This is a genomic window from Serratia sp. DD3 (assembly GCF_000496755.2).
Genome location: NZ_AYKS02000088.1, coordinates 1 through 18,601 on the forward strand (window position 1 = coordinate 1; position 18,601 = coordinate 18,601).

Consider the following 18,601-nt stretch of genomic DNA (forward strand, 5'->3'; position numbering starts at 1 on the left):
AGCAACGCTTCAAGCAGGGTATCGATGACAATGCAGCGCAAAATGCGGGCAATAGTGTGACGGCGCGGGATACCGTTGGCAAAAGGTCGATACTGACGGAGCCAATCGGCCTTTGAATTGCCATAGGTCTCTATGTCCCGCCAGCCTTCGGCACCACTCATGATGGCACTGATGACAAGAAACATGACGTCAACAAGGTCATGTTTACGATTGATGTCAGAGCGGGTTTCTTCAACAAGGGTAAGGTGTTCAATCAATGTCATCGAGCGTGTCTCCTACATGGAGACGTGATTAGATCACAGACGATCTGCCCGTTCAAGTTTCATTAACAAAGTGCGATCCCGCCCTGGGAAAGATAGGGCTTTGTCGCGTTAAGTCGGATAAGGGCTCTGTCGCATTAAGGCTTGGTCGGGTAACATGATGTTTTCTTAGGGCGTCACCCGACCATGTCTCTGATCCGAAAAGCCTTCAGCCGTTTGCATTATCCCGTTGATGTTATTGCGCAGTGTGTTCGCTGGTATCTCGCTTACTCGGTTGTGTCGCGTTAACGACCACAACAAGGGGTCCGCTTGGAAAACGGAAAATATCCTACGCTAAGCCTGTTTTTTGTACAGACTGACATCCACTGCGCGTAACGGTCGATATTTACCGGATCCCAGCTTAAGATTATTACGCCAGATATAATCTCCGCTCAGGTTGATATGTTCCCAGCCCAGAGGGGACAGGTGAGAAACCAACGGCTCATTAATCTGGATCCCCTTTCGTTTTAGGACCAGCGGGAGCATTTGCGCAGAAACTTACGGTTTCACTTTGTATTAGGTATTTAAACCGTAAGTTCCTTCATGCAATCTAAGGTTGCTTATCTCAGGGGTCTGAAGCCCAACCGTACGAAAACGTACGCTAAGTATATTTTTTAACCAGATAGGCGTTTTATTGCCTTGATAACTAGGCCGTCATAAAGGCGAATCATCCGCCTCGTCCGCCTGCTTAAGAGGTCTGAGCTGGCCCTTTGTTACTTGTTCTGCAAGCGTAAATGTATAGTGCCCCAGCATATTGATATGCGCATGCCGCAGTGGCGAAAGCCGGACTTCATCTTCTTCATTAATGACTTCGCCCTCATCACGCAAATGTGCCAGTGCGGCCTGCATATAAATGGTATTCCAGAGCACGACGGCATTGGTCACCAGCCCCAGAGCACCCAGTTGCTCCTCCTGCCCATCCTGATAGCGCTTTCTGATCTCGCCTTTCTGCCCGTGACAAATTGCTCTGGCGACAGCATGTCTGCTTTCTCCCCGGTTAAGCTGGGTCAGGATGCGACGTCGGTAATCCTCATCATCAATATAATTCAGCAGGTACAGTGTCTTATTTATTTTCCCAGCTTCGATAATGGCCTGTGTTAATCCTGAAGGGCGATCGCTGCTCAGCAACGAACGAATCAAAACTGACGCCCGAATTGTCCCCAGCGTCAGGGAGCCGGCCATGCGCATCATGTCATCCCAGTGTTGCTCTATCTTCCGGACATTCGCAGCATTGCGGGCGATATCATTCAGCACGCCATAATCTGCATCTTTATCCACACGCCAAAATACAGAGGCTCCTGCATCAGCCAGACGGGGAGAAAACTGATAGCCCAGCAGCCAGAAAAGGCCAAAGATCAGATCACTGGAACCGGCTGTATCTGTCATTATCTCAGTCGGGTTTAGTCCGGTTTGCTGCTCCAGTAGCCCTTCCAGCACGAAAATGGAATCCCTTAGCGTGCCTGGAACGACAACGCCATGAAATCCGGAGTACTGATCTGAAATGAAGTTGTACCAGGTGATCCCGCGACTGGAGCCAAAATATTTTCGGTTGGGGCCTGCATGTACCGTTCGTACCGGGGCAATAAATCGCATGCCGTCGGCAGAGGCTACCTCACCACCGCCCCATTTCTGAGCCAGAGGCAGGGTAGACTGATAATCAACCAGTCTGGCGTTTGCTTTTACCAGCGTTTCTGCCCTGAGATAATTTTGTTTGGTCCAGCTCAGACGATAACGAGTCAGCGCCGGAATATTGGGTCGAATAAAGGGTTCCAGACCAATATTGCAGGCTTCAGCCAGCAATACTGCACAGATACTGACGGTCAGGTCATCCATACGTGCGCCTGCCTCGCTTGCATGGGTAAATTCCTCTGCAAATCCAGTATGCGCGTTGATTTCAAGAAGGAGTTCTGTCAGATCGACAACTGGCAGCAGGTCAGATATACGTTTCGAGAGTAACTTCAGCGTCGGTGGCTCATCCAGTCCGTTAAGATGAGCAATGATCAGCTTCGTGCGTTTGCCGGTGAAATCCAGAGAGACAGCCTGATTATCGACAAAATTTTTAGCGACCTGTCGGTACACCGTGTCAAGCTGCCGGGTCAGCGCATTGACTGCCTCTCCGGCGTTGAGGGGATGCCCAAGGGAGCGATATACCTGCACTCTGTTGGTGTGCCAGTCCTGACCCCGGAGAAGTTTAGCCCGCGGATCTCCCCAGCGATCGCTCTGTGCTACGTAAATATCCCGACGTCGCAGACTGTCCTGTAACTTATTCATAACACAAAGGGTATAGCCCTGTCGGGATAAATGACCGTCTTTACCATAGCAGAGTCGTTTCCAGGGGCCGGTAATTATCGCCATTGGCGCATCATCAATATGCTGCCTCCGGGTTGACCTGATCGCCGCAAGGTAGCGTATAGCCTCCAGCGTGGTTTCACCTGCCGGAGCAGCGCTGAATTCAATATTTTCCAGCAAACAGGGAAGAAAGCGGCGGACTCTCCCATACTGTTCCACCATTTCATCATGAAAACTGGTGTCAGAAGGTCGGGCGATGGCGTTTATAAATGCGATGGTATCGGCCAGCCTGGCCGGAGGGACTTTCCCGAATATCGTTGAGCGGAGCAACTCACTGTCAACATTTTCATCCAGGAGCACCGAGCAGATATGAGCCAACTCTAATGCCGACTTATCAAGATCTTTCAGTGTCCGCAGTCGTTTTTTCTGACCAAGTTTTTTTGCCTCCCGGCCTATATCAGCGATAACCCCATCCAGAACGTCAAGCGCGTCATCCAGTGCCGATATTTCACAGGAACGAACAAAGGCAACCAGCATCGCTGTTCGTCTTGTGGGCTGCATCCGGGCTATTTTGTACACTGAAATCATATCAGTATACCGGGCGAGTGCATTGAAACGCACCGGCGGAATACCGGTGAAGTCAAGATCTTGCATGCCAAATGCTTTCAGTTTCAGGTAGCGCGCAATAGCCTGATTAAATGCCGGGCCGCTGATGGCAACAGGGCCTTTTCTTAACTGATCAAAGCGTGAGGCGCGTACTCCATCAGGCACCTGTAACAGTTCTTCAAGTAATGATCTCTGTTCACCTGATGCCAGCCCGGACAGACGTGACCAGAGCCTTTCTGCTGATTTTTCACGTATTTCGGATATCAGACGGGTCAGCGTGGTGACGCCCGGCAACAGTATTTTATTTTGCAGAAGCCAACTGGTAGCCAGATCGAAAAGCAGACCTGGCCGTTCGTTGCTGAGCCAGCTTCGGGTGAACAGTAATCGGCTCAATCTGAAAGTCCATGGCCACGAAAAATCACGATAGCCATACTGACGACGGATCAGAGCCTGATGTTCACGCAGAGTAGTTTCTCTTCTGGAGTAGTCGGACAGAACGCCCGTATCGGATATTCCCAGCTGTCGGGCAACAAACCACAGTACGTTGGTCGGGATCGCTGACAAGTCATAAGGCCATGTGCCAAGAAATCGAACGCTGCCAATAAGCAATGCCACTGCCAGGCGGTTTGACCTTCCGCGCCGGTTGTTAATGAAATCCATATCCACTTCGTCCAGCAGAAAGAAACGAGCAAGCTGAATGTCATTAGGCTCACCAGAGAACTGACCATAACTGGCACGTTGTTCCGCGTTTAAAAAATCTGCTGGCAAAAGTTCCTCCCTGGCTACGGATCACATACGAATAGATAAAAATGAGATGCTAATCAGACTGTTTCAGATATTGATACAGCGTTTCACGGCTAATGCCAAACTCGCGAGCAAGCTGGGCTTTTTTCTCACCATCAGTTGCTCGCCGTCGAACTTCAATTTGTTGTTCTGAGGACAGTGATTTTTTTCGTCCACGGTAAGCTCCACGCAGCTTGGCTAAAGCGATCCCTTCACGCTGACGTTCATGGATTAAAGAACGTTCAAACTCGGCAAAAGCCCCCATCACTGAGAGCATCAGGTTTGCCATGGGTGAATCTTCGCCAGTGAATGTCAGGCATTCTTTAACAAATTCGATACGCACTCCCTTATGGGTAAGCTTTTGTACCAGACGGCGCAAATCATCCAGGTTACGAGCCAGCCTGTCCATACTATGAACCACCACGATGTCTCCATCACGCACGAATGACAACAGTGAATCCAGCTCTGGCCGCTGAGTATCTTTACCCGATGCTTTATCGACGAAGACTTTATCTACCTGAGTCTGATCCAGTTGCCGTTCTGGGTTCTGGTCAAAGCTGCTTACCCGGATATAGCCAATACGTTGACCTTTCATACGCCTCCAATACTGAATGTGTCAGAAAAGAATCTATGACCTTTAATTACTTGTGTCAATAAATAGCCAGAGTGACTTTATTCTGACAGTTTTTCATCATCAGGCCTGACGTCAGGTTAGGGTATAATTCAAACTGACTATTTCAATTTCACTGTGTAAAAAAGAAATTTTATGTTAATCCGTCCAGTCGAACCTTCTGATGTAAAACCATTACTCAATATGTTGCAGGCCAGTGGTCAATTTGATAAAAGAGGCTTAGCGCAACCATAGGCGAGCACCGAAGAGGCGTAACTGAAGCTACAGACGCCGCCCTAGAAGCCGCTTTATGGCCTTTGGCGGTGCGTATTCTGGGGGGATCCTGAGATGAAAGACGTACTTTGCACACGTCGACCTACCGTAAAAATGTGTATACGAAATTTTTCCAATATGTTGTGCTAATGCACTGATGGGATCACTTTAACTTAACGTCCCGTTTCAACTACCTTAAACTGGGGAAATACTATTGTGAGAAAAATAGCTTTTACATTAATTGTTAGCGCACTTAGCCTAAGCAACATCGTCCATGCTAAAACAGAATGGAACAATGCAAATACTGGCGGAGGGGCGCTTGGTGACCTGCATGCAGGTAACAATTGGAGTGCGGGCGGTGTGATTGATAAATGTGTAATCGTTGCTCCTATTAAATTTACGGAAGTTAATGCAGATGAATATTCAACAGTGTTCGAATGCAGGGATTTTGATGATCCAAGGGGAATCATTTATCGTTTTAGTGCAGGGAGCTGGACTCGAGAAGAGATGTTGGAGGGAAAGCGTAGCCCAGAAAAACGATTTACCGTTGGACAGGTTTCAATTGTAAAATTCACGGCATCAGTAAAAATAATAAATGACGCAAAGGAGTTACTTTATATTGACTTTTCAGACAAATTCTATGCACCCATGGTGAAGCATTTGATGAGCCTCAAGACGCTGGAGGCAGAGTCGGGGAAAAAAATGAGTACCAAAACACGCCCTATGTCATCTGTTACTGGCCGAATCCTTACATTAATGCAATGGATGCGTCCAGAATACACAAATGGACCTGCTTTTTTGTTTGAAGATGCTCCCCCTCCGGTCGCTAATGGTAAAAAAGAATCTCCTGTGGCTTCATTGCCTTCACCAACCGGGACAGGTGCAATGCGCAATAAAACCTTGTCCGATGTAATGGAGTCCATGTTGGGGCAATCCATGGCTACGATTAAAAAAACAATGGATAACCCAGATAAGGTAAATACCGTAGGCGATAAAACCGAGCTGGTTTGGCAGGTTAGTTATGGCTTCGCAGGATTAAAGTCCTGTGTGCAGCATTTTTATTTCAGCAGAGGTGTCGATAAGGCAGTTGCTTGGTATCACGATTGCCCTCAGAGTGAGGGCAATTATGGAAAAATATCGGCAACAACTCCCGTACCAACAGGGAAAAGGTTTTAAGTCATATAAATAACGCATCATAAATAATAATTTATGATGCGTATTACTTTCAGAAGTAACCTTGGCCTACGGGCAAGGTTACTTACAAAGGCGCGGCACAGATCTTATCAATATGCTGGGTCATTACACATTCACTTTGGCAGAGCAGGTAACAAAAGGGCAGCTCAGACCACTGAAGCAAGCAGATGAACCTGATGAATGGTCTTTATAAGAGTGCCATTCGTGGCGACAGCTTGTTATTTTTGTTTAAAAAACGTACTTATCGTACGTTTCCGCACGGTTGGGCTTCAGACCCCGTCACCAGTGGGGCGAAATCAACCTCGGTCACTTCAATTGCCGAATGATCCGCAGAGGATCGAATACGCTCGACAATCGCCCTGACATCCGCCGCACGCTGATTCTGCAGTAAATCGTCAATATCTGACGGCGCAGGCAGGCCAAATATCGCTCCAGCTTGGGTTATGTTGACGATTTTACCGTCAATTTCTGCCCCGACAGCGAATCCACCGTTAAACCTAAGATTGGTGAGACGAAGACCAAGCTCACTAACATCAGAAGATCTCTTTACACAATCCATATCTACACCTGAAAGATAAGCCCCCATAACCCTAAGGCCAGCGGGAGGGGTTAAATACGCGCAGCTTCCGGCAGTTTGTTCAGATAATAGGCAACCAGTATGCTGAGGAATAACATCAGACTGATAAAAGCGACCACGCCTAACCAGCCAAAACTGTGCCAGAATACACCGCCCAGGGTACCGGCAATACTTGAGCCAACGTAAAAACTGAATAAATATAGCGACGAGGCTTGTCCTTTGGCTCGACGCGCTCTACGACCAATCCAGCTACTCGCCACCGAATGAGCAGCGAAAAAGCCAGCGGTAAACAGCAGCATGCCGATAAATACCAGTACGATTGGGGAGAAGGCGGTAATGATTACGCCCATCAGCATAATCAAAATAGACGCTAGCAACACCGGTCCGCGCCCAAAGCGAGAGGTTAATGCTCCCGCCTTAGGTGAACTGTATGAGCCAATAAGGTAAACCACCGACAAAAAGCCAACCACGGCCTGGCTGAGATGGTAAGGATCATCCAGCAGGCGATAACCAATATAGTTAAACAGGGTTACAAAGCTCCCCATCAACAAAAAACCGGCAGCAAACAGCAGTGGCAACCCTTGGTCATGTAAGTGCAATTTAAAATTAACCAGTAGGGTACGGGGTCGTAACGATGTCGCGCGGAAATGTTTGGAAGCCGGCAGAATACGCCAGAACAGTGTTGCTAACACCAGGGCGGTAAGCCCAATTACCGCCAGCGCGATGCGCCAGGAGAAAAAGTCGCTAAGTACCCCGGTAATCAACCGTCCGCTCATACCCCCAATAGAGTTACCGCTGATAAACAATCCCATGGAAAAGGCGACAACCCCAGGATGGATCTCTTCGCTCAAGTAGGTCATGCCTACCGCCGCCACCCCGCTTAATGAAAGCCCAATCAGTGCTCGCATCAATAAAATACCGTGCCAACTGGTCATAAAAGTGCAGATTAAGGTGAAGATAGCGGCCAGAAACAGGGCTATCACCATGACCGATTTACGGCCAATCGCATCCGATAACGGCCCGGTAAACAGCAGGCCAACAGCTAACAAGCCTGTAGACAATGAGAGAGAAAGGCTACTTTCCGCTGGGGTAACCCCAAAATCTTGCGAGAGCACCGGCAGGATAGGTTGCACGCAATACAGTAACGCAAAGGTTGCCAGGCCCGCAGAGAACAGCGCCAAGGTGACGAGCATAAACTGTGGCGTTCCCCGTTCAATATAAGGCAGTTTATTCGGTGTTGAGCATTTACTGTCAGACACTGTTGCTACGTTGTCACTTTCAGCTGGCGTTAACGGCAAACTTGCCGCAGCACGCGGAGGGGTAATCACAGCATTTCCTTACCGAGTTCGGTGATCATTCGGGTGGCAAGATATCGCTTTACTCGGTCGCCACACGACCTGCAACTTGAACTAATTCGGGTATAAAAAAACAGATTCTGATTTACAAAATAGTATTGAATAGGCCGTTTTTTGTCTAATCAAATTGATCCCTGCGCGTAAGTGAAATTTTTTTGCCGTGATAACATGCAATTTGTGCTGTTAATCACATAACGAATCAAGGAGTAATAGTTGACGCTGTATACCAAAAGCCCCACCATAGCCCTTAGTCTTTATTTAGAAGCGCGAAAAATAGCGGGGGCAGGTTTGTGATTATGGATGGGCAACCTGGACATATTGATCAAATCAAACAAATAAATGCTGGCGCCGTTTATCGGTTGATCGACCAACGGGGGGCGATTTCGCGAATCGAGTTGTCCAAGTTGGCACAGCTTGCACCTGCCAGTATTACCAAGATTGTACGTGAGTTGCTGGAAGCTCACCTGGTCAAAGAGACCGAATATCAGGAAGTAGGGAGTCGTGGCCGCCCGGCTATCGGATTAGTGCTAGATACCGACGCTTGGCATTATCTTTCTGTGCGTATCAGCCTCGGCACTATCACCTTAGCGTTGCGCGATCTCAGTAGCAAAATGGTGGTGGAGGAGTTGTTGCCACTGAAAGCTGAGCAATCGGAATCGCTACTGCAACATATTGTCGACGAAATCGACAGCTTCTTTATTCGCCACCAAAATAAACTCGAACGTTTAACCGCCATCGCCATTACGCTTCCCGGTATGATTGATGCCGCTGCCGGGGTGGTTCATCGTATGCCGTTTTATCAAGTCAATGAGATGGCATTGGGGCCCGCACTTGAAAAGCGCACCGGCCTGCCGGTTTATCTGCAACATGATATTTGTGCTTGGACCATGGCAGAGGCGTTGTTCGGGGCCTCTCGTGGTACCCAGAACGTCATTCAGGTGGTGATTGACCATAACGTGGGTGCTGGAGTGATCACCAACGGGCGAGTGTTGCATGCCGGTAGCCGTAGTGTGGTAGAGATTGGGCATACGCAGGTTGATCCTTACGGTAAACGTTGTTACTGCGGTAACCATGGTTGCCTGGAAACCGTAGCCAGTATCGATAATATGCTGGAAATTGCTCAACAGCGCTTGGCAGGGGCCCATTCATCAATACTTCAAGGTAGGGAACTCACGGTAGAATCGCTGTGCGATGCAGCGCTAGCGGGTGACCAATTGGCCAAGGATATTATTCTGGGTGTGGGGCATAGTGTCGGGCGTATCGTGGCGATTATGGTCAATTTATTTAACCCAGAAAAGATTCTGGTTGGCTCACCGTTAAACCGCGCGGCTGAGATTCTCTACCCGGCTATCATCTCCTGCATCCGCCAACAATCTTTACCCGCTTATAGTGAACATTTGAAGGTTGAATCCACGCTGTTTTTCAACCAGGGCACCATGCCTGGAGCCGCACTGGTGAAAGAGGCGCTATATAATGGTTCATTACTGGTCAAATTATTACAAGGGTAATATTACATCACTTTGCCAATTGCAGAGGGCAAACCCCGCTCACTTTCTGTCCACCATTATAATCAGCTGTTATCAAATACCTTTATCGATGCAACAGAAAGGGAAAGCACTAGCAGGAATTAAGGACAATAGTGGGGAAACCAAGTTGTTGGTTTGATAATCTTGGTTTGATGAGCCACCCTTTGGAAGGATTAAAAACAAAGGGGCGAGAAGTTTATGGGAAGGCCAATGTTTAGTGCAGGTTTTTGTCACATTGGCCCTTAATCCACTCAGGCGGTTTCTAGTTGACTACATCCAGTGATTTTACCCACAAATAACGTCCTGCAGCGCCAGTATCAACTTCGCCCATCAACCGGACTCGGGTTTGTGGGCTTACGTCACGACCGCGCCAAACGGAACTTTCTATCTCGACGCGCAAAGTTCCAGAATCATCGCGGAAAGTAAAATAGTTCTCACGTTGGTGTGCAACAATATAACCAGTCAGAGTAATATAACTTCCTACCCGTGCACTCATGGCTTGCTGTACAGTGCTGGTTTGGCCAGTAACGCTAGGCCCTGTGAAATTGGCTGAAGCATTAACCGCAAAAAGAGCGCCTGATAACATAATGATAGATAAAACTTTCTTCATATTGTGTTCCTCTTTGCATTTTTGTAGAGCTTTAAGTATTGATGATGTCAAGCTATTGTCAAATTGGCAAAGAACGCGTCGGTTGAGTCTCAAAAATGGCACTGTAATGACTAATTGGCATTGTAAGGGTTTAAGTCAGGGCAAAAATTCCCGGCGGCTCAAGTGTCACTGTGTATTAGCGCCTCTTATTTTTCCTCTAATAAATCACTATCCCCAATTTTACAAATCAGCGTATCTGGGAATTTTTTGCCGAATTTAACAGTCAAATTCAGATGTTCACTATCTTTTTCTATTTTCTGTTCAGGCTGCATACAATCAATAGTACGAGACTTCAATATACTCCAACCACCATCACGTTCTGGTCGTTTACGCAGGCTGGATAATGTCACATCAAGGGAAAAATCATCAGCAAGCGGCCACTCTTTTAATGGCCCGAGCTGGTAGGAAAATTGCTCAATAGAGCGACTGTCAGTAAAGTAACCATAATCACGCTCTAGTAATGTTAGCGGTTGATTGTATTTAATATTGATGGTATTTGTGCCTATGGAGACCTGCCCAGTAAAAGCCGCCTTATATAACGGATATTCTCGAGTATCGCTATTGCGTAATTTCCATGCATTTATTTCATCAAGCGTAACCGTCGCAGGCTGCAGCGTTCCATTCACCCTTGCGCTAACAGGCGTATTTGCAGGCATCACAAAAACAAATGCAACATCAGCTTGAATATCAGAAGTGATCTCGTAAACAGCCTGAACCTGACAGTTTTCATAGTCACAATCAATATTTAACTTTTCTCTTTTTACCTTGAATTTGTTGCTCTGCGGCGAACTCAGAGAAAACGAAGGGGGTTGCCAGATTAAATTGGGGGCTCGCATATTCGCTGGCGATAGAGCAGGGAATAACATTATTGCAGTTGTCAGGAGAATAGACAGATTTAATCTCATGTTCATTCGTTGCAGTCTCTGGCTGATGATAAATATAAAATCACAGGATGATATCATTTTTGAGTGCACCCATTTATGTATGATAACTAATCATTAGCATGATTATTTTCTGTTTCTCGCAACAACATTATCAAAATTTATTATTGCTTACCGCTAAAAGATTGAGCTATCTCAAGCCCCTGTTGATTGGTATCCCCTAGACTTTTCTCAGTGAGTTACTTTCTCCGTAATTCGCAGAGGTCATTTCATTAACGTGGCATATCAGGGCAATCTATTCATGTTAAAGCGTTTATTTGTTACAGGCACGGATACCGACGTAGGTAAGACTGTAGTTTCTCGTGCTTTACTGCAGGCATTCGCCGCACAGGGCCGTTCTGCTGCGGGGTATAAACCCATTGCTGCAAGTTGCCAGGAAACCAGCGAAGGCTTTCAGAATAGAGACGCTTTGGTTCTACAGGCATCTTCCACCATGCCATTGTCCTATAATGAAATTAACCCCATTACCTGTATTGATGAGGTGTTTCACACACCGACAACCCAAGATATTGACTATGGCGTGATGAGCCGTGGCCTCGTGCATTTATCCAGCAAGGCTGATGTTGTCGTGGTAGAAGGGACCGGGGGATGGCGTGTGTTGATGAGCGATCTACGCCCGTATGCCGAATGGGTGGTGCAGGAACAGTTGCCAGTTATTCTGGTCGTGGGAATTAAGCTAGGTTGTGTCAGCCATGCCTTGCTTACTGCACAATCAATTATTAACGATGGTTTGCCTTTATTAGGTTGGGTGGCTAACCGTATCAACCCGGGTTTAGCCCACTATGCTGATACCATTGATGCTTTGCAAAAACGTATTCCGGCCCCATTACTGGGTGAGATCCCTTATCTTCCCCGTACCGAACAGCGTGAATTGGCGCAATATCTGGATATTTCCTGCCTAAAGTAAACGCTACGCATTATGGTAAACCGATTGTGGCCGTAATCCGCGAGCAATGGTTGTGGCAATAACACAAGCTAACAGCAGACCGGGCAACAGGGTATATTCACCGGTCATCTCAAATACCATCAAGGCAGCCATAATGGGGGCATGAGTGGTGGCAGCCAGTAGCGTTGCCATCCCCGTCAAGGCCATCAGAATCGGTACTGCCATGCCGAGTTCCGGCCAGTTGGCGCAAAACTGACCGACCAGCGACCCTAAAGCAGCGCCGACAAACAGCGTTGGCGTAAATACCCCCCCTGGTGCGCCAGAACCGCTACTGGCAAGCACCGCCAATAACTTGCAAACCAGCAGACCGCCAAGCAGCAAAATACCCGGCGGGGCGGAGAGCAATGATTGCACTACGCTATAACCATTTCCCCACACTTCGGGATACAGCAAGGACAGCAACCCGACAATTAAGCCACCTAATGCCAGTTGTAATGGGGGTTTGAGATTAAGTGAACGAAATGCTCGCCCGCTGGCCGCCATCCCCCATAAAAAAAGTGGGCCGCAGATACCTGCCAATATTCCTAGTAGGGCCATCAGCAGGTATTGTTCTGGCCATGGCGCGCTCAGTGGCGTGACGATATACAGCGGTGTTTGCCCCCCGTTAAGCAGATTGGTCATCAACAGTGCCGTTACGGCAGCAATAATCACCGGGCCAAGGGACGCTAACATTAATGAACCAAACAAAATCTCAGCGATAAACAGGCTACCGGCCAATGGGGCGTGGTAGGCACTGGCCATACCGGCCGCTGCGGAGCAAGCGACCCACAACTTCCACTCTCGGGCATGAGTAAAGCGCTGGGCAAATACCGACCCCACTAGGGCGGCCAACAGGATCATCGCGCCCTCCCGGCCAATGGCGCTACCACTGGAGACCACCAGTAGTGAAGCAAGACTCTTCACCAGGCTGGCGCCCACATCTAGCCGACCATCACCAGTTTCAATGGCTTCCATATAGTCGGTGGGCGCGACTGGCCGTTGGTGTTGATAATGTTGGTAAGCCCAAAGTAATAAACCGGCCACCAGGCCACCCAGCATGGGTGTCAAAGCTCTGCGCCATCCTGGCAGTGTAGCGGCCGCCGCGACCAAGCTACCATTGGCATGATCGAAAAATAGCCATTCAAGCATCAGCATAGCTTGGTGAAAAAGCCATACCGCCAATGCTGCTGAAATACCAAGAAAAATAGCAATAAGCAAACGACGCAATAAGGCACGATAGCGACGTAGATGTACCCATCGTTTCATAGGTTGGTAAAGATGAGAATCACTGAGTCGTTGGGCATGATGTTTGCCTGTCCAGTTGGAAGTCAGTCAATCATAAATAGAGCAGGGCACAGCATGCTGTGCCACCGATTACAGATGCATCGTTTAACGTTATGGCCGAATTATTGTGTGACCTGACGGCCAGTTGTACGATCCAGACATTTACGGGTTGATGGTTCCCAATAAGCATTAACGTTATAGCTGTTATCACAGCGTTCTTCATCGTCAATGGCACGGTCGACCTTATCAAACTCCTTTTCAACGCGAGTATTAACCTTGTTACGCAGAGAACGGCTAGCATCCCATTGCTCTTTGCTTTGGCGAGCTTGCTCATTGCTCATTGCATTACTACCGTTGACCGTAACGCAGGTCCCCCCCTGAGTACAGGTGTCGGCAAACACTGGGGCTTGCCAGACGCCTGCCAACATAACCATGGTGACTGGCAACATCCCGCGCATCAGTCGTTGAATAAAAATGGGTTTCATCGTTTTATCCTTATTAGTGAGTGTTGCATCCCTCAGTAAAACAACACAAGCTGCTGCAATGGCTAAATATATCATTCTGCTCTTGCATTACACCAGCCTGTAAAGGCAGCTTGGGGCGAGAAAATGAGATGGAAGTGGGCTTATGTGGGGGGAAACCCCTCGCGGCAGAGCATCGGCCCTGCCACGGGGAAAACATTAAAGAAGAAACATTAACTAGGTAAAACATCAAGCACTGCGGTGAATGCTTAACCCGGCAAAGGACTGGCTGACCGGCATCATTTCAAGGGTATTAATGTTAACGCGAGCAGGCAATGTCGCTACCCAGAATACCGCTTCGGCAATATCTTCTGGTGTCAGGCTATCGACCCCGGCATACGTTTTTTCTGCCAGGTTATCATCGCCTTTGAAGCGGACATTAGAGAATTCTGTGCCGCCTACCATGCCGGGTTCAATATCGGTGACACGAATATGTGTTCCATGCAGATCAGCACGTAGCCCCAGGCTGAATTGCTTCACAAACGCCTTGGTAGCCCCATAAACATTACCACCGGCATACGGCCAGTTGGCGGCGGTGGAGCCAATATTAATCACATGACCCACATTGCGCTCGACCATGGCTGGCAATAAGGCCCGAGTGATATTGACCAACCCTTTGGTATTGGTATCGATCATGGTTTCCCAATCATCAATATTGGCTTTATGGGCAGGTTCCAGGCCTAATGCCAAGCCTGCATTATTCACTAATACATCCACATCACGCAGTGCGGCTGGCAATTCAGCAATAACTTGTTGAATGGCAGCACGATTGCGAACATCCAAGCGGACAATATACAGCGCATCCCCTAACTCTGCCTGTAATGCTTCCAAGCGATCAATTCTACGCCCAGTGGCAATCACTTGGTGACCTTCACCGACAAACTTACGGGCGATCGCTTCACCAAAACCGGAGGTAGCACCGGTGACAAAAATAATCATATTACTGTCCTCAACTGTTTTTACTTTACCGGCTACTCTAGCGCGATGGCGTAATACTCACAAATTGAATTGCCAATAGCGCAAGAGTTATATCTGCTATTGTCTATTTTTAATGGCTATTGCTCGGGTATTTACGCGCGATGATCATGGCAGCCATAAGGATTACGCCAGGCAACCATACCCAGAGCAATTCTGAAACAATCACTGCGTGCCCGCTGGGAGTGAGATATTTGTGCAGTTCGAAAGGAGCCACACGGATCACTTGCCAAGGTGCAAAAAAGCGTTCGCTACTCCAAGGCCATAACCAACCAACCCCTTTACCCCCGGTGGTGACTGAATCCAATAGACTATGCGACAGTAACGAGATAAACAGGAATAACCAGGTTTTGATGGGAGCCACTTTAAACCAACGGTAAAACAGCAGTGCCAAGGTAGGCATGAGTACCGCAAACAGCAGTGAATGGGTAAAACCCCGATGCCCGAAAGCATTGCCATAAGCTACACCAAATTTAAACGCCACTACATCGGCATCCGGCAGCATGGAAAGTGCAATACCCGCCAGTAACAGGCGAGGGGAGATAACCTTCTGACCGAGGCCCAAACCAAGACACAAGGGCACGGCAGCATGGGTAATGATTGTGGGCATAATTATCTTGCGTGATTTCAGTTGGTAACGGTGGCACATGATATTTTACAGAACAGAGTGCGACAACACTAAAAATTGATGAATATATTAAATGTCCATTTCAACTAGCAGAAAAGAAGTAATACTTATGAATTCAAAAGTGTTCTCCAGTAAACAGTTTAGTTCCGATAGAGCGTGGGGAGCCCTCGATATTGCCAATTTCGAGGGTACTACAGTCCGTCTTCACTGGACGGATGCACCTTACAAATGGCATGTCAACGATGGGCAGGAGGTCTTTGCTGTTATGGAGGGTTCTGTCGAGATGCATTACAAAGAGCAAGGTGAGCTGAAAAAGGCTCTCCTTAATGCCGGGGATATATTTTATGCCGGAATAGGGTGCGAGCATATTGCTTATCCGCAAGGAGAAGCCCGTATCCTGGTTATTGAGAAAGAAGGATCAGTTTAAAACCATCTGACGCAAATATAAGGATGTTATTTATATTTATCAGATGGTTATTTTAGATGCAGAGGTACCTGCCTTGGTTTTATCATCCAAGGCAGGTGGTGTGTACTTAATAATACGCCTTAGCGTTTGGTCGTTGCCAACTCAATGATCAGCTCTTTCTTGGTTAAGGGAACACAGTAAACAGGGGTGTCACGTTCAAAACGCCATCCTTCAGAAAGCGGCCCCACATCAACGCTATCAAATCCAAAAGCATCTAACCTTTTGGCGCTTTTAGTCTGGCTCCCTTTATTACCCGATTTCTAGCCTCACATGCCGATATGCAGATAGATCTGTCCCTGAGCGACCGTTTTGTTGATCCCATTGAAGAGGGGATCGAAGTCATGATCAGGATCGGGGAGTTGGCGGATTCATCTTTAATTGCCCGCGCGTTAGCGCCTTATCGTTTAATCACTTGTGCTTCGCCAAGCTACCTTTCCGCTCGAGGCTTGCCAGAAACACCTGATGATTTGGCAAAGCATGACTGTTTGATGTACGGCAATGGAGCATCTTCAATTTCATGCCGTTGGCACTTTACCCACCATGGAAAAGTGAAGGAGGTACCAGTGAACGGCCGCTTTCGATGCAATGACTGGAAAGCATTACTGTCTGCAGCGACAGCTGGATTTGGCATTACCCTTGGCCCGGAAAGTATTCTTGAACCGGAAGTGAAAGCTGGCCGATTGGTTCGCATTCTTAGTGACTATGAAGGACCTGCGCGCCCGATGCATGTGGTATATCCAGCATCGCGCAAGCCAACAATCAAACTGCGGAGTTTTGTTGACGCGCTAATGGCTGAATTTCGGCCTGAGATATAAAAGGCAGCTTGGTGATAAAGCTAATTTTGCTTACCACCGCTCCACTTTCGTTAAGCCAGATTTATTGCCTTGAAATAGTGGGATGCTAATGGGCCAAAGAGCAAAAAAGTTTAAAGCCCTTTAATACATCATGGTCCATCAGCATATAATCTCTATTGCCATCCATATACTTCAACAAAACCGACTAGTTCATTTTTTCTGAAAGACTGGTGCAAATAGTTAGTATTTTTTAATGATGGTAAACGGGTGTATGCTTCGTGCGGGTTAAGTATTCATGAACTAGAACAATCTCAGGCTTATGCCTAACAAAAGCAGCTCTATTTAACAATAAATTGCGCAGCAAAAATAAATAATTATTAACAATAGGTAATTTAATGAAAAACTCTCTACTCCCCTCGATGATCCTGATGTCTAGCTTTGTTATGGCTACTGCTCCCCAAGCGGCTCAACAAGAAACTATCAAACTTGATTCAATTTTACATGCAATTGACAGCATGGATCCTACGCAATTTGCCAAATTATTAACTGATAATTCAAAGTTTAAATTCGGTAATTTTCCAGAAGCAGTTGGAAAAGAAGCGATTGCAAAATCTCAGACTGACTTTTATAGCAGCATTAAAGGGTTAAAACATGAAGTTGTTCACTCTTGGCATGATAAATCAAGTATTGTTGCTGAAATGAATGTCACTTATACCCGTCATGATGGCAGCACCATCACATTACCAGTGACCGATGTATTTAAAATAAAAGATAATAAAGTGGCTGGCACATATATCTATATGGACATTACTCCGCTTTATGCCCCTAAGTAACCTGAACTCTGGGTAAAGGGTTGTTCAGATATTTGCTTTGTATTAGGGTAATCTTTTCCTCATCGGGTTTGCAGTGATGACGGATAGCCTTGCGAAAGAAGTACAAGGCAACTGTATTCCGCTGCTTAACTCGCGCACTGAAAATCGTAATATGTAACGTATAGGGGTTCTACACTGGAACCCCTGATTTTTCCGTCACCTCTGTGCCAAGCTTTATGCCATTGTCAACGGACCATTAGCCTCGACATTCGCGGAACAAATCGCTGTCCGGATTATAGACGCTGGTGCTGATGTCCCAAAGCCCGAGAACGGACGAGAACAGATTGTCGTGGGAATACGGTTTTTTCGCCGCATTATCCTGCAGGCAAGACATGTTGATGTATTTCCCAGCGATAAATCCCGATGACATCCAGACCTGCATCGGAATATGCGTCTGCTGATCCGGTGCCAGTTTGTATGGCGTACCTCGCAAACAGGTTGCCAGACAGAGCATTTCCTAACGCAAATTAGCACGCCAATCGGTCATCCAAGCGCCATTGCGTTGTCACATGAACATAACCAAGACCATAAGACCTCAGATTTCGCTTATCGTTCCTTTTGTCAAGGCTCATTAGAAATGTCTGCCTAACTGCAATGTACACAGTGACGTTGCGAGAGGATTTGCCTGGTCTGAGGGCATCTGCGCGAGATAGTCAGATTCCACGTACCGTTATCATGGTGCGCATAATGTATATTATGTTAAATTGAATATCGGGCTACTTAGTAGATAACTGCCCTGTGAACCCTGCTAGTCATACACTTCCCTCACCATACGCTTCGGGCTTACCATCCCCAAGGTTTATGGCTTTTTTGCTCAGAGACATTATCGGGCAACATCATACAAAAACAGCATGTATATGGTGTTACCCGACTCACGCTTAACACTACACAATCACTAGATCTCTTATCGGCTTTCCAGATTCATACCAAGTCACTTTGCCTTTAAGATACCCATTTTGTAAATGTCCTTCACGCCAGATATCATCGCCCAAGATCTCGTATAATTGGCCATTGCCATCTAGGGCCAGAGAATC

General features: G+C 47.3%; 18 protein-coding genes and 2 pseudogenes. 7 read left to right on the forward strand and 13 right to left on the reverse strand.

Annotated features, from left to right (window positions below):
* A partial coding sequence (locus tag IO95_RS17285; RefSeq protein ID WP_037386342.1) for a transposase family protein occupies positions 1-263 on the reverse strand: 263 nt, incomplete at its 3' end.
* Positions 264-446: 183 nt separating this feature from the next.
* Between IO95_RS17285 and IO95_RS25305 the strand changes: the two are divergent.
* Positions 447-545, forward strand: a pseudogene (locus tag IO95_RS25305) (IS6 family transposase); the annotation flags it as partial.
* A gap of 48 nt (positions 546-593) precedes the next feature.
* Here IO95_RS25305 and IO95_RS17290 read toward each other — a convergent pair.
* The 3 genes and pseudogenes from IO95_RS17290 to IO95_RS17300 all read right to left on the reverse strand — a co-directional run.
* Positions 594-770 (reverse strand): annotated as a pseudogene (locus IO95_RS17290) (Tn3 family transposase); the annotation flags it as partial.
* A gap of 183 nt (positions 771-953) precedes the next feature.
* A complete protein-coding gene (locus IO95_RS17295) occupies positions 954-3,962 on the reverse strand; it encodes a Tn3 family transposase (protein WP_037386331.1) in 3,009 nt (1,002 codons plus the stop codon).
* A gap of 49 nt (positions 3,963-4,011) precedes the next feature.
* Entirely contained in the window at positions 4,012-4,572 is a 561-nt protein-coding gene (locus tag IO95_RS17300; RefSeq protein WP_023492554.1) for a recombinase family protein, read from the reverse strand.
* Between the two features lie 504 nt (positions 4,573-5,076).
* Here IO95_RS17300 and IO95_RS17305 point away from each other — a divergent pair.
* On the forward strand, positions 5,077-6,036 hold the full coding sequence (locus IO95_RS17305) for a hypothetical protein (RefSeq protein ID WP_023492555.1): 960 nt from the start codon (positions 5,077-5,079) through the stop codon (positions 6,034-6,036).
* 259 nt (positions 6,037-6,295) lie between these two features.
* Here the strand turns inward: IO95_RS17305 and IO95_RS17310 are convergent, their stop codons facing one another.
* Both IO95_RS17310 and IO95_RS17315 read right to left on the reverse strand, forming a co-directional pair.
* Positions 6,296-6,613 carry a hypothetical protein gene (locus IO95_RS17310; protein WP_023492556.1) on the reverse strand — a complete coding sequence of 106 codons (318 nt, stop codon included), beginning with the start codon at positions 6,611-6,613 and terminating at the stop codon, positions 6,296-6,298.
* Between the two features lie 50 nt (positions 6,614-6,663).
* Positions 6,664-7,959 carry an MFS transporter gene (locus tag IO95_RS17315; RefSeq protein ID WP_023492557.1) on the reverse strand — a complete coding sequence of 432 codons (1,296 nt, stop codon included), beginning with the start codon at positions 7,957-7,959 and terminating at the stop codon, positions 6,664-6,666.
* Positions 7,960-8,276: 317 nt separating this feature from the next.
* Between IO95_RS17315 and IO95_RS17320 the strand changes: the two genes are divergently transcribed.
* Complete coding sequence (locus IO95_RS17320; RefSeq protein ID WP_037386334.1) at positions 8,277-9,494, forward strand: ROK family transcriptional regulator; 1,218 nt, start codon at positions 8,277-8,279, stop codon at positions 9,492-9,494.
* Positions 9,495-9,774: 280 nt separating this feature from the next.
* Here the strand turns inward: IO95_RS17320 and IO95_RS17325 are convergent, their stop codons facing one another.
* Positions 9,775-10,122, reverse strand: a complete 348-nt coding sequence (locus IO95_RS17325; RefSeq protein ID WP_023492559.1) for a YgiW/YdeI family stress tolerance OB fold protein — start codon at positions 10,120-10,122, stop codon at positions 9,775-9,777.
* A gap of 185 nt (positions 10,123-10,307) precedes the next feature.
* On the reverse strand, positions 10,308-11,066 hold the full coding sequence (locus tag IO95_RS17330; RefSeq protein WP_235186786.1) for a hypothetical protein: 759 nt from the start codon (positions 11,064-11,066) through the stop codon (positions 10,308-10,310).
* A 277-nt stretch (positions 11,067-11,343) separates the two neighbouring features.
* Between IO95_RS17330 and bioD the strand changes: the two genes are divergently transcribed.
* The gene (bioD, locus tag IO95_RS17335; protein ID WP_023492561.1) at positions 11,344-12,009 is read left to right on the forward strand and encodes a dethiobiotin synthase; all 666 of its coding nucleotides are present in this window, start codon (positions 11,344-11,346) and stop codon (positions 12,007-12,009) included.
* 3 nt (positions 12,010-12,012) lie between these two features.
* Here the strand turns inward: bioD and clcB are convergent, their stop codons facing one another.
* From clcB to IO95_RS17355, 4 genes are all read right to left on the reverse strand, one after another.
* Positions 12,013-13,293 carry a voltage-gated ClC-type chloride channel ClcB gene (gene clcB, locus IO95_RS17340; protein WP_023492562.1) on the reverse strand — a complete coding sequence of 427 codons (1,281 nt, stop codon included), beginning with the start codon at positions 13,291-13,293 and terminating at the stop codon, positions 12,013-12,015.
* A 140-nt stretch (positions 13,294-13,433) separates the two neighbouring features.
* On the reverse strand, positions 13,434-13,796 hold the full coding sequence (locus tag IO95_RS17345; RefSeq protein ID WP_023492563.1) for a DUF1283 family protein: 363 nt from the start codon (positions 13,794-13,796) through the stop codon (positions 13,434-13,436).
* Between the two features lie 225 nt (positions 13,797-14,021).
* Positions 14,022-14,771, reverse strand: a complete 750-nt coding sequence (gene ydfG, locus IO95_RS17350) for a bifunctional NADP-dependent 3-hydroxy acid dehydrogenase/3-hydroxypropionate dehydrogenase YdfG (protein WP_023492564.1) — start codon at positions 14,769-14,771, stop codon at positions 14,022-14,024.
* 109 nt (positions 14,772-14,880) lie between these two features.
* On the reverse strand, positions 14,881-15,417 hold the full coding sequence (locus IO95_RS17355; protein ID WP_023492565.1) for a metal-dependent hydrolase: 537 nt from the start codon (positions 15,415-15,417) through the stop codon (positions 14,881-14,883).
* Positions 15,418-15,544: 127 nt separating this feature from the next.
* On the opposite strand from IO95_RS17355, the gene IO95_RS17360 reads away from it, so the two are divergent.
* The 3 genes from IO95_RS17360 (at position 15,545) to IO95_RS23610 (ending at position 17,528) form a co-directional block, all read left to right on the forward strand.
* The gene (locus IO95_RS17360) at positions 15,545-15,862 is read left to right on the forward strand and encodes a hypothetical protein (RefSeq protein WP_023492566.1); all 318 of its coding nucleotides are present in this window, start codon (positions 15,545-15,547) and stop codon (positions 15,860-15,862) included.
* Between the two features lie 317 nt (positions 15,863-16,179).
* On the forward strand, positions 16,180-16,716 hold the full coding sequence (locus IO95_RS17365; protein WP_023492567.1) for a LysR substrate-binding domain-containing protein: 537 nt from the start codon (positions 16,180-16,182) through the stop codon (positions 16,714-16,716).
* 374 nt (positions 16,717-17,090) lie between these two features.
* Positions 17,091-17,528 carry a nuclear transport factor 2 family protein gene (locus tag IO95_RS23610; RefSeq protein WP_023492568.1) on the forward strand — a complete coding sequence of 146 codons (438 nt, stop codon included), beginning with the start codon at positions 17,091-17,093 and terminating at the stop codon, positions 17,526-17,528.
* Between the two features lie 235 nt (positions 17,529-17,763).
* Here the strand turns inward: IO95_RS23610 and IO95_RS24300 are convergent, their stop codons facing one another.
* Positions 17,764-18,000, reverse strand: a complete 237-nt coding sequence (locus IO95_RS24300; RefSeq protein ID WP_235186787.1) for a hypothetical protein — start codon at positions 17,998-18,000, stop codon at positions 17,764-17,766.
* Positions 18,001-18,601: the final 601 nt, after the last annotated feature.

Excerpts from the sequence above, each read along its gene's own strand:
- IO95_RS17345 (WP_023492563.1), bottom strand. The coding sequence starts at position 13,796 with ATGAAACCCATTTTTATTCAACGACTGATGCGCGGGATGTTGCCAGTC.
- IO95_RS17330 (WP_235186786.1), bottom strand. The coding sequence starts at position 11,066 with ATGAGATTAAATCTGTCTATTCTCCTGACAACTGCAATAATGTTATTC.
- bioD (WP_023492561.1), top strand. The coding sequence starts at position 11,344 with ATGTTAAAGCGTTTATTTGTTACAGGCACGGATACCGACGTAGGTAAG.
- IO95_RS23610 (WP_023492568.1), top strand. The coding sequence starts at position 17,091 with ATGAAAAACTCTCTACTCCCCTCGATGATCCTGATGTCTAGCTTTGTT.
- ydfG (WP_023492564.1), bottom strand. The coding sequence starts at position 14,771 with ATGATTATTTTTGTCACCGGTGCTACCTCCGGTTTTGGTGAAGCGATC.
- IO95_RS17310 (WP_023492556.1), bottom strand. The coding sequence starts at position 6,613 with ATGGATTGTGTAAAGAGATCTTCTGATGTTAGTGAGCTTGGTCTTCGT.
- IO95_RS17360 (WP_023492566.1), top strand. The coding sequence starts at position 15,545 with ATGAATTCAAAAGTGTTCTCCAGTAAACAGTTTAGTTCCGATAGAGCG.
- IO95_RS17300 (WP_023492554.1), bottom strand. The coding sequence starts at position 4,572 with ATGAAAGGTCAACGTATTGGCTATATCCGGGTAAGCAGCTTTGACCAG.
- IO95_RS17355 (WP_023492565.1), bottom strand. The coding sequence starts at position 15,417 with ATGCCCACAATCATTACCCATGCTGCCGTGCCCTTGTGTCTTGGTTTG.
- IO95_RS17365 (WP_023492567.1), top strand. The coding sequence starts at position 16,180 with ATGCAGATAGATCTGTCCCTGAGCGACCGTTTTGTTGATCCCATTGAA.
- IO95_RS17325 (WP_023492559.1), bottom strand. The coding sequence starts at position 10,122 with ATGAAGAAAGTTTTATCTATCATTATGTTATCAGGCGCTCTTTTTGCG.
- clcB (WP_023492562.1), bottom strand. The coding sequence starts at position 13,293 with ATGAAACGATGGGTACATCTACGTCGCTATCGTGCCTTATTGCGTCGT.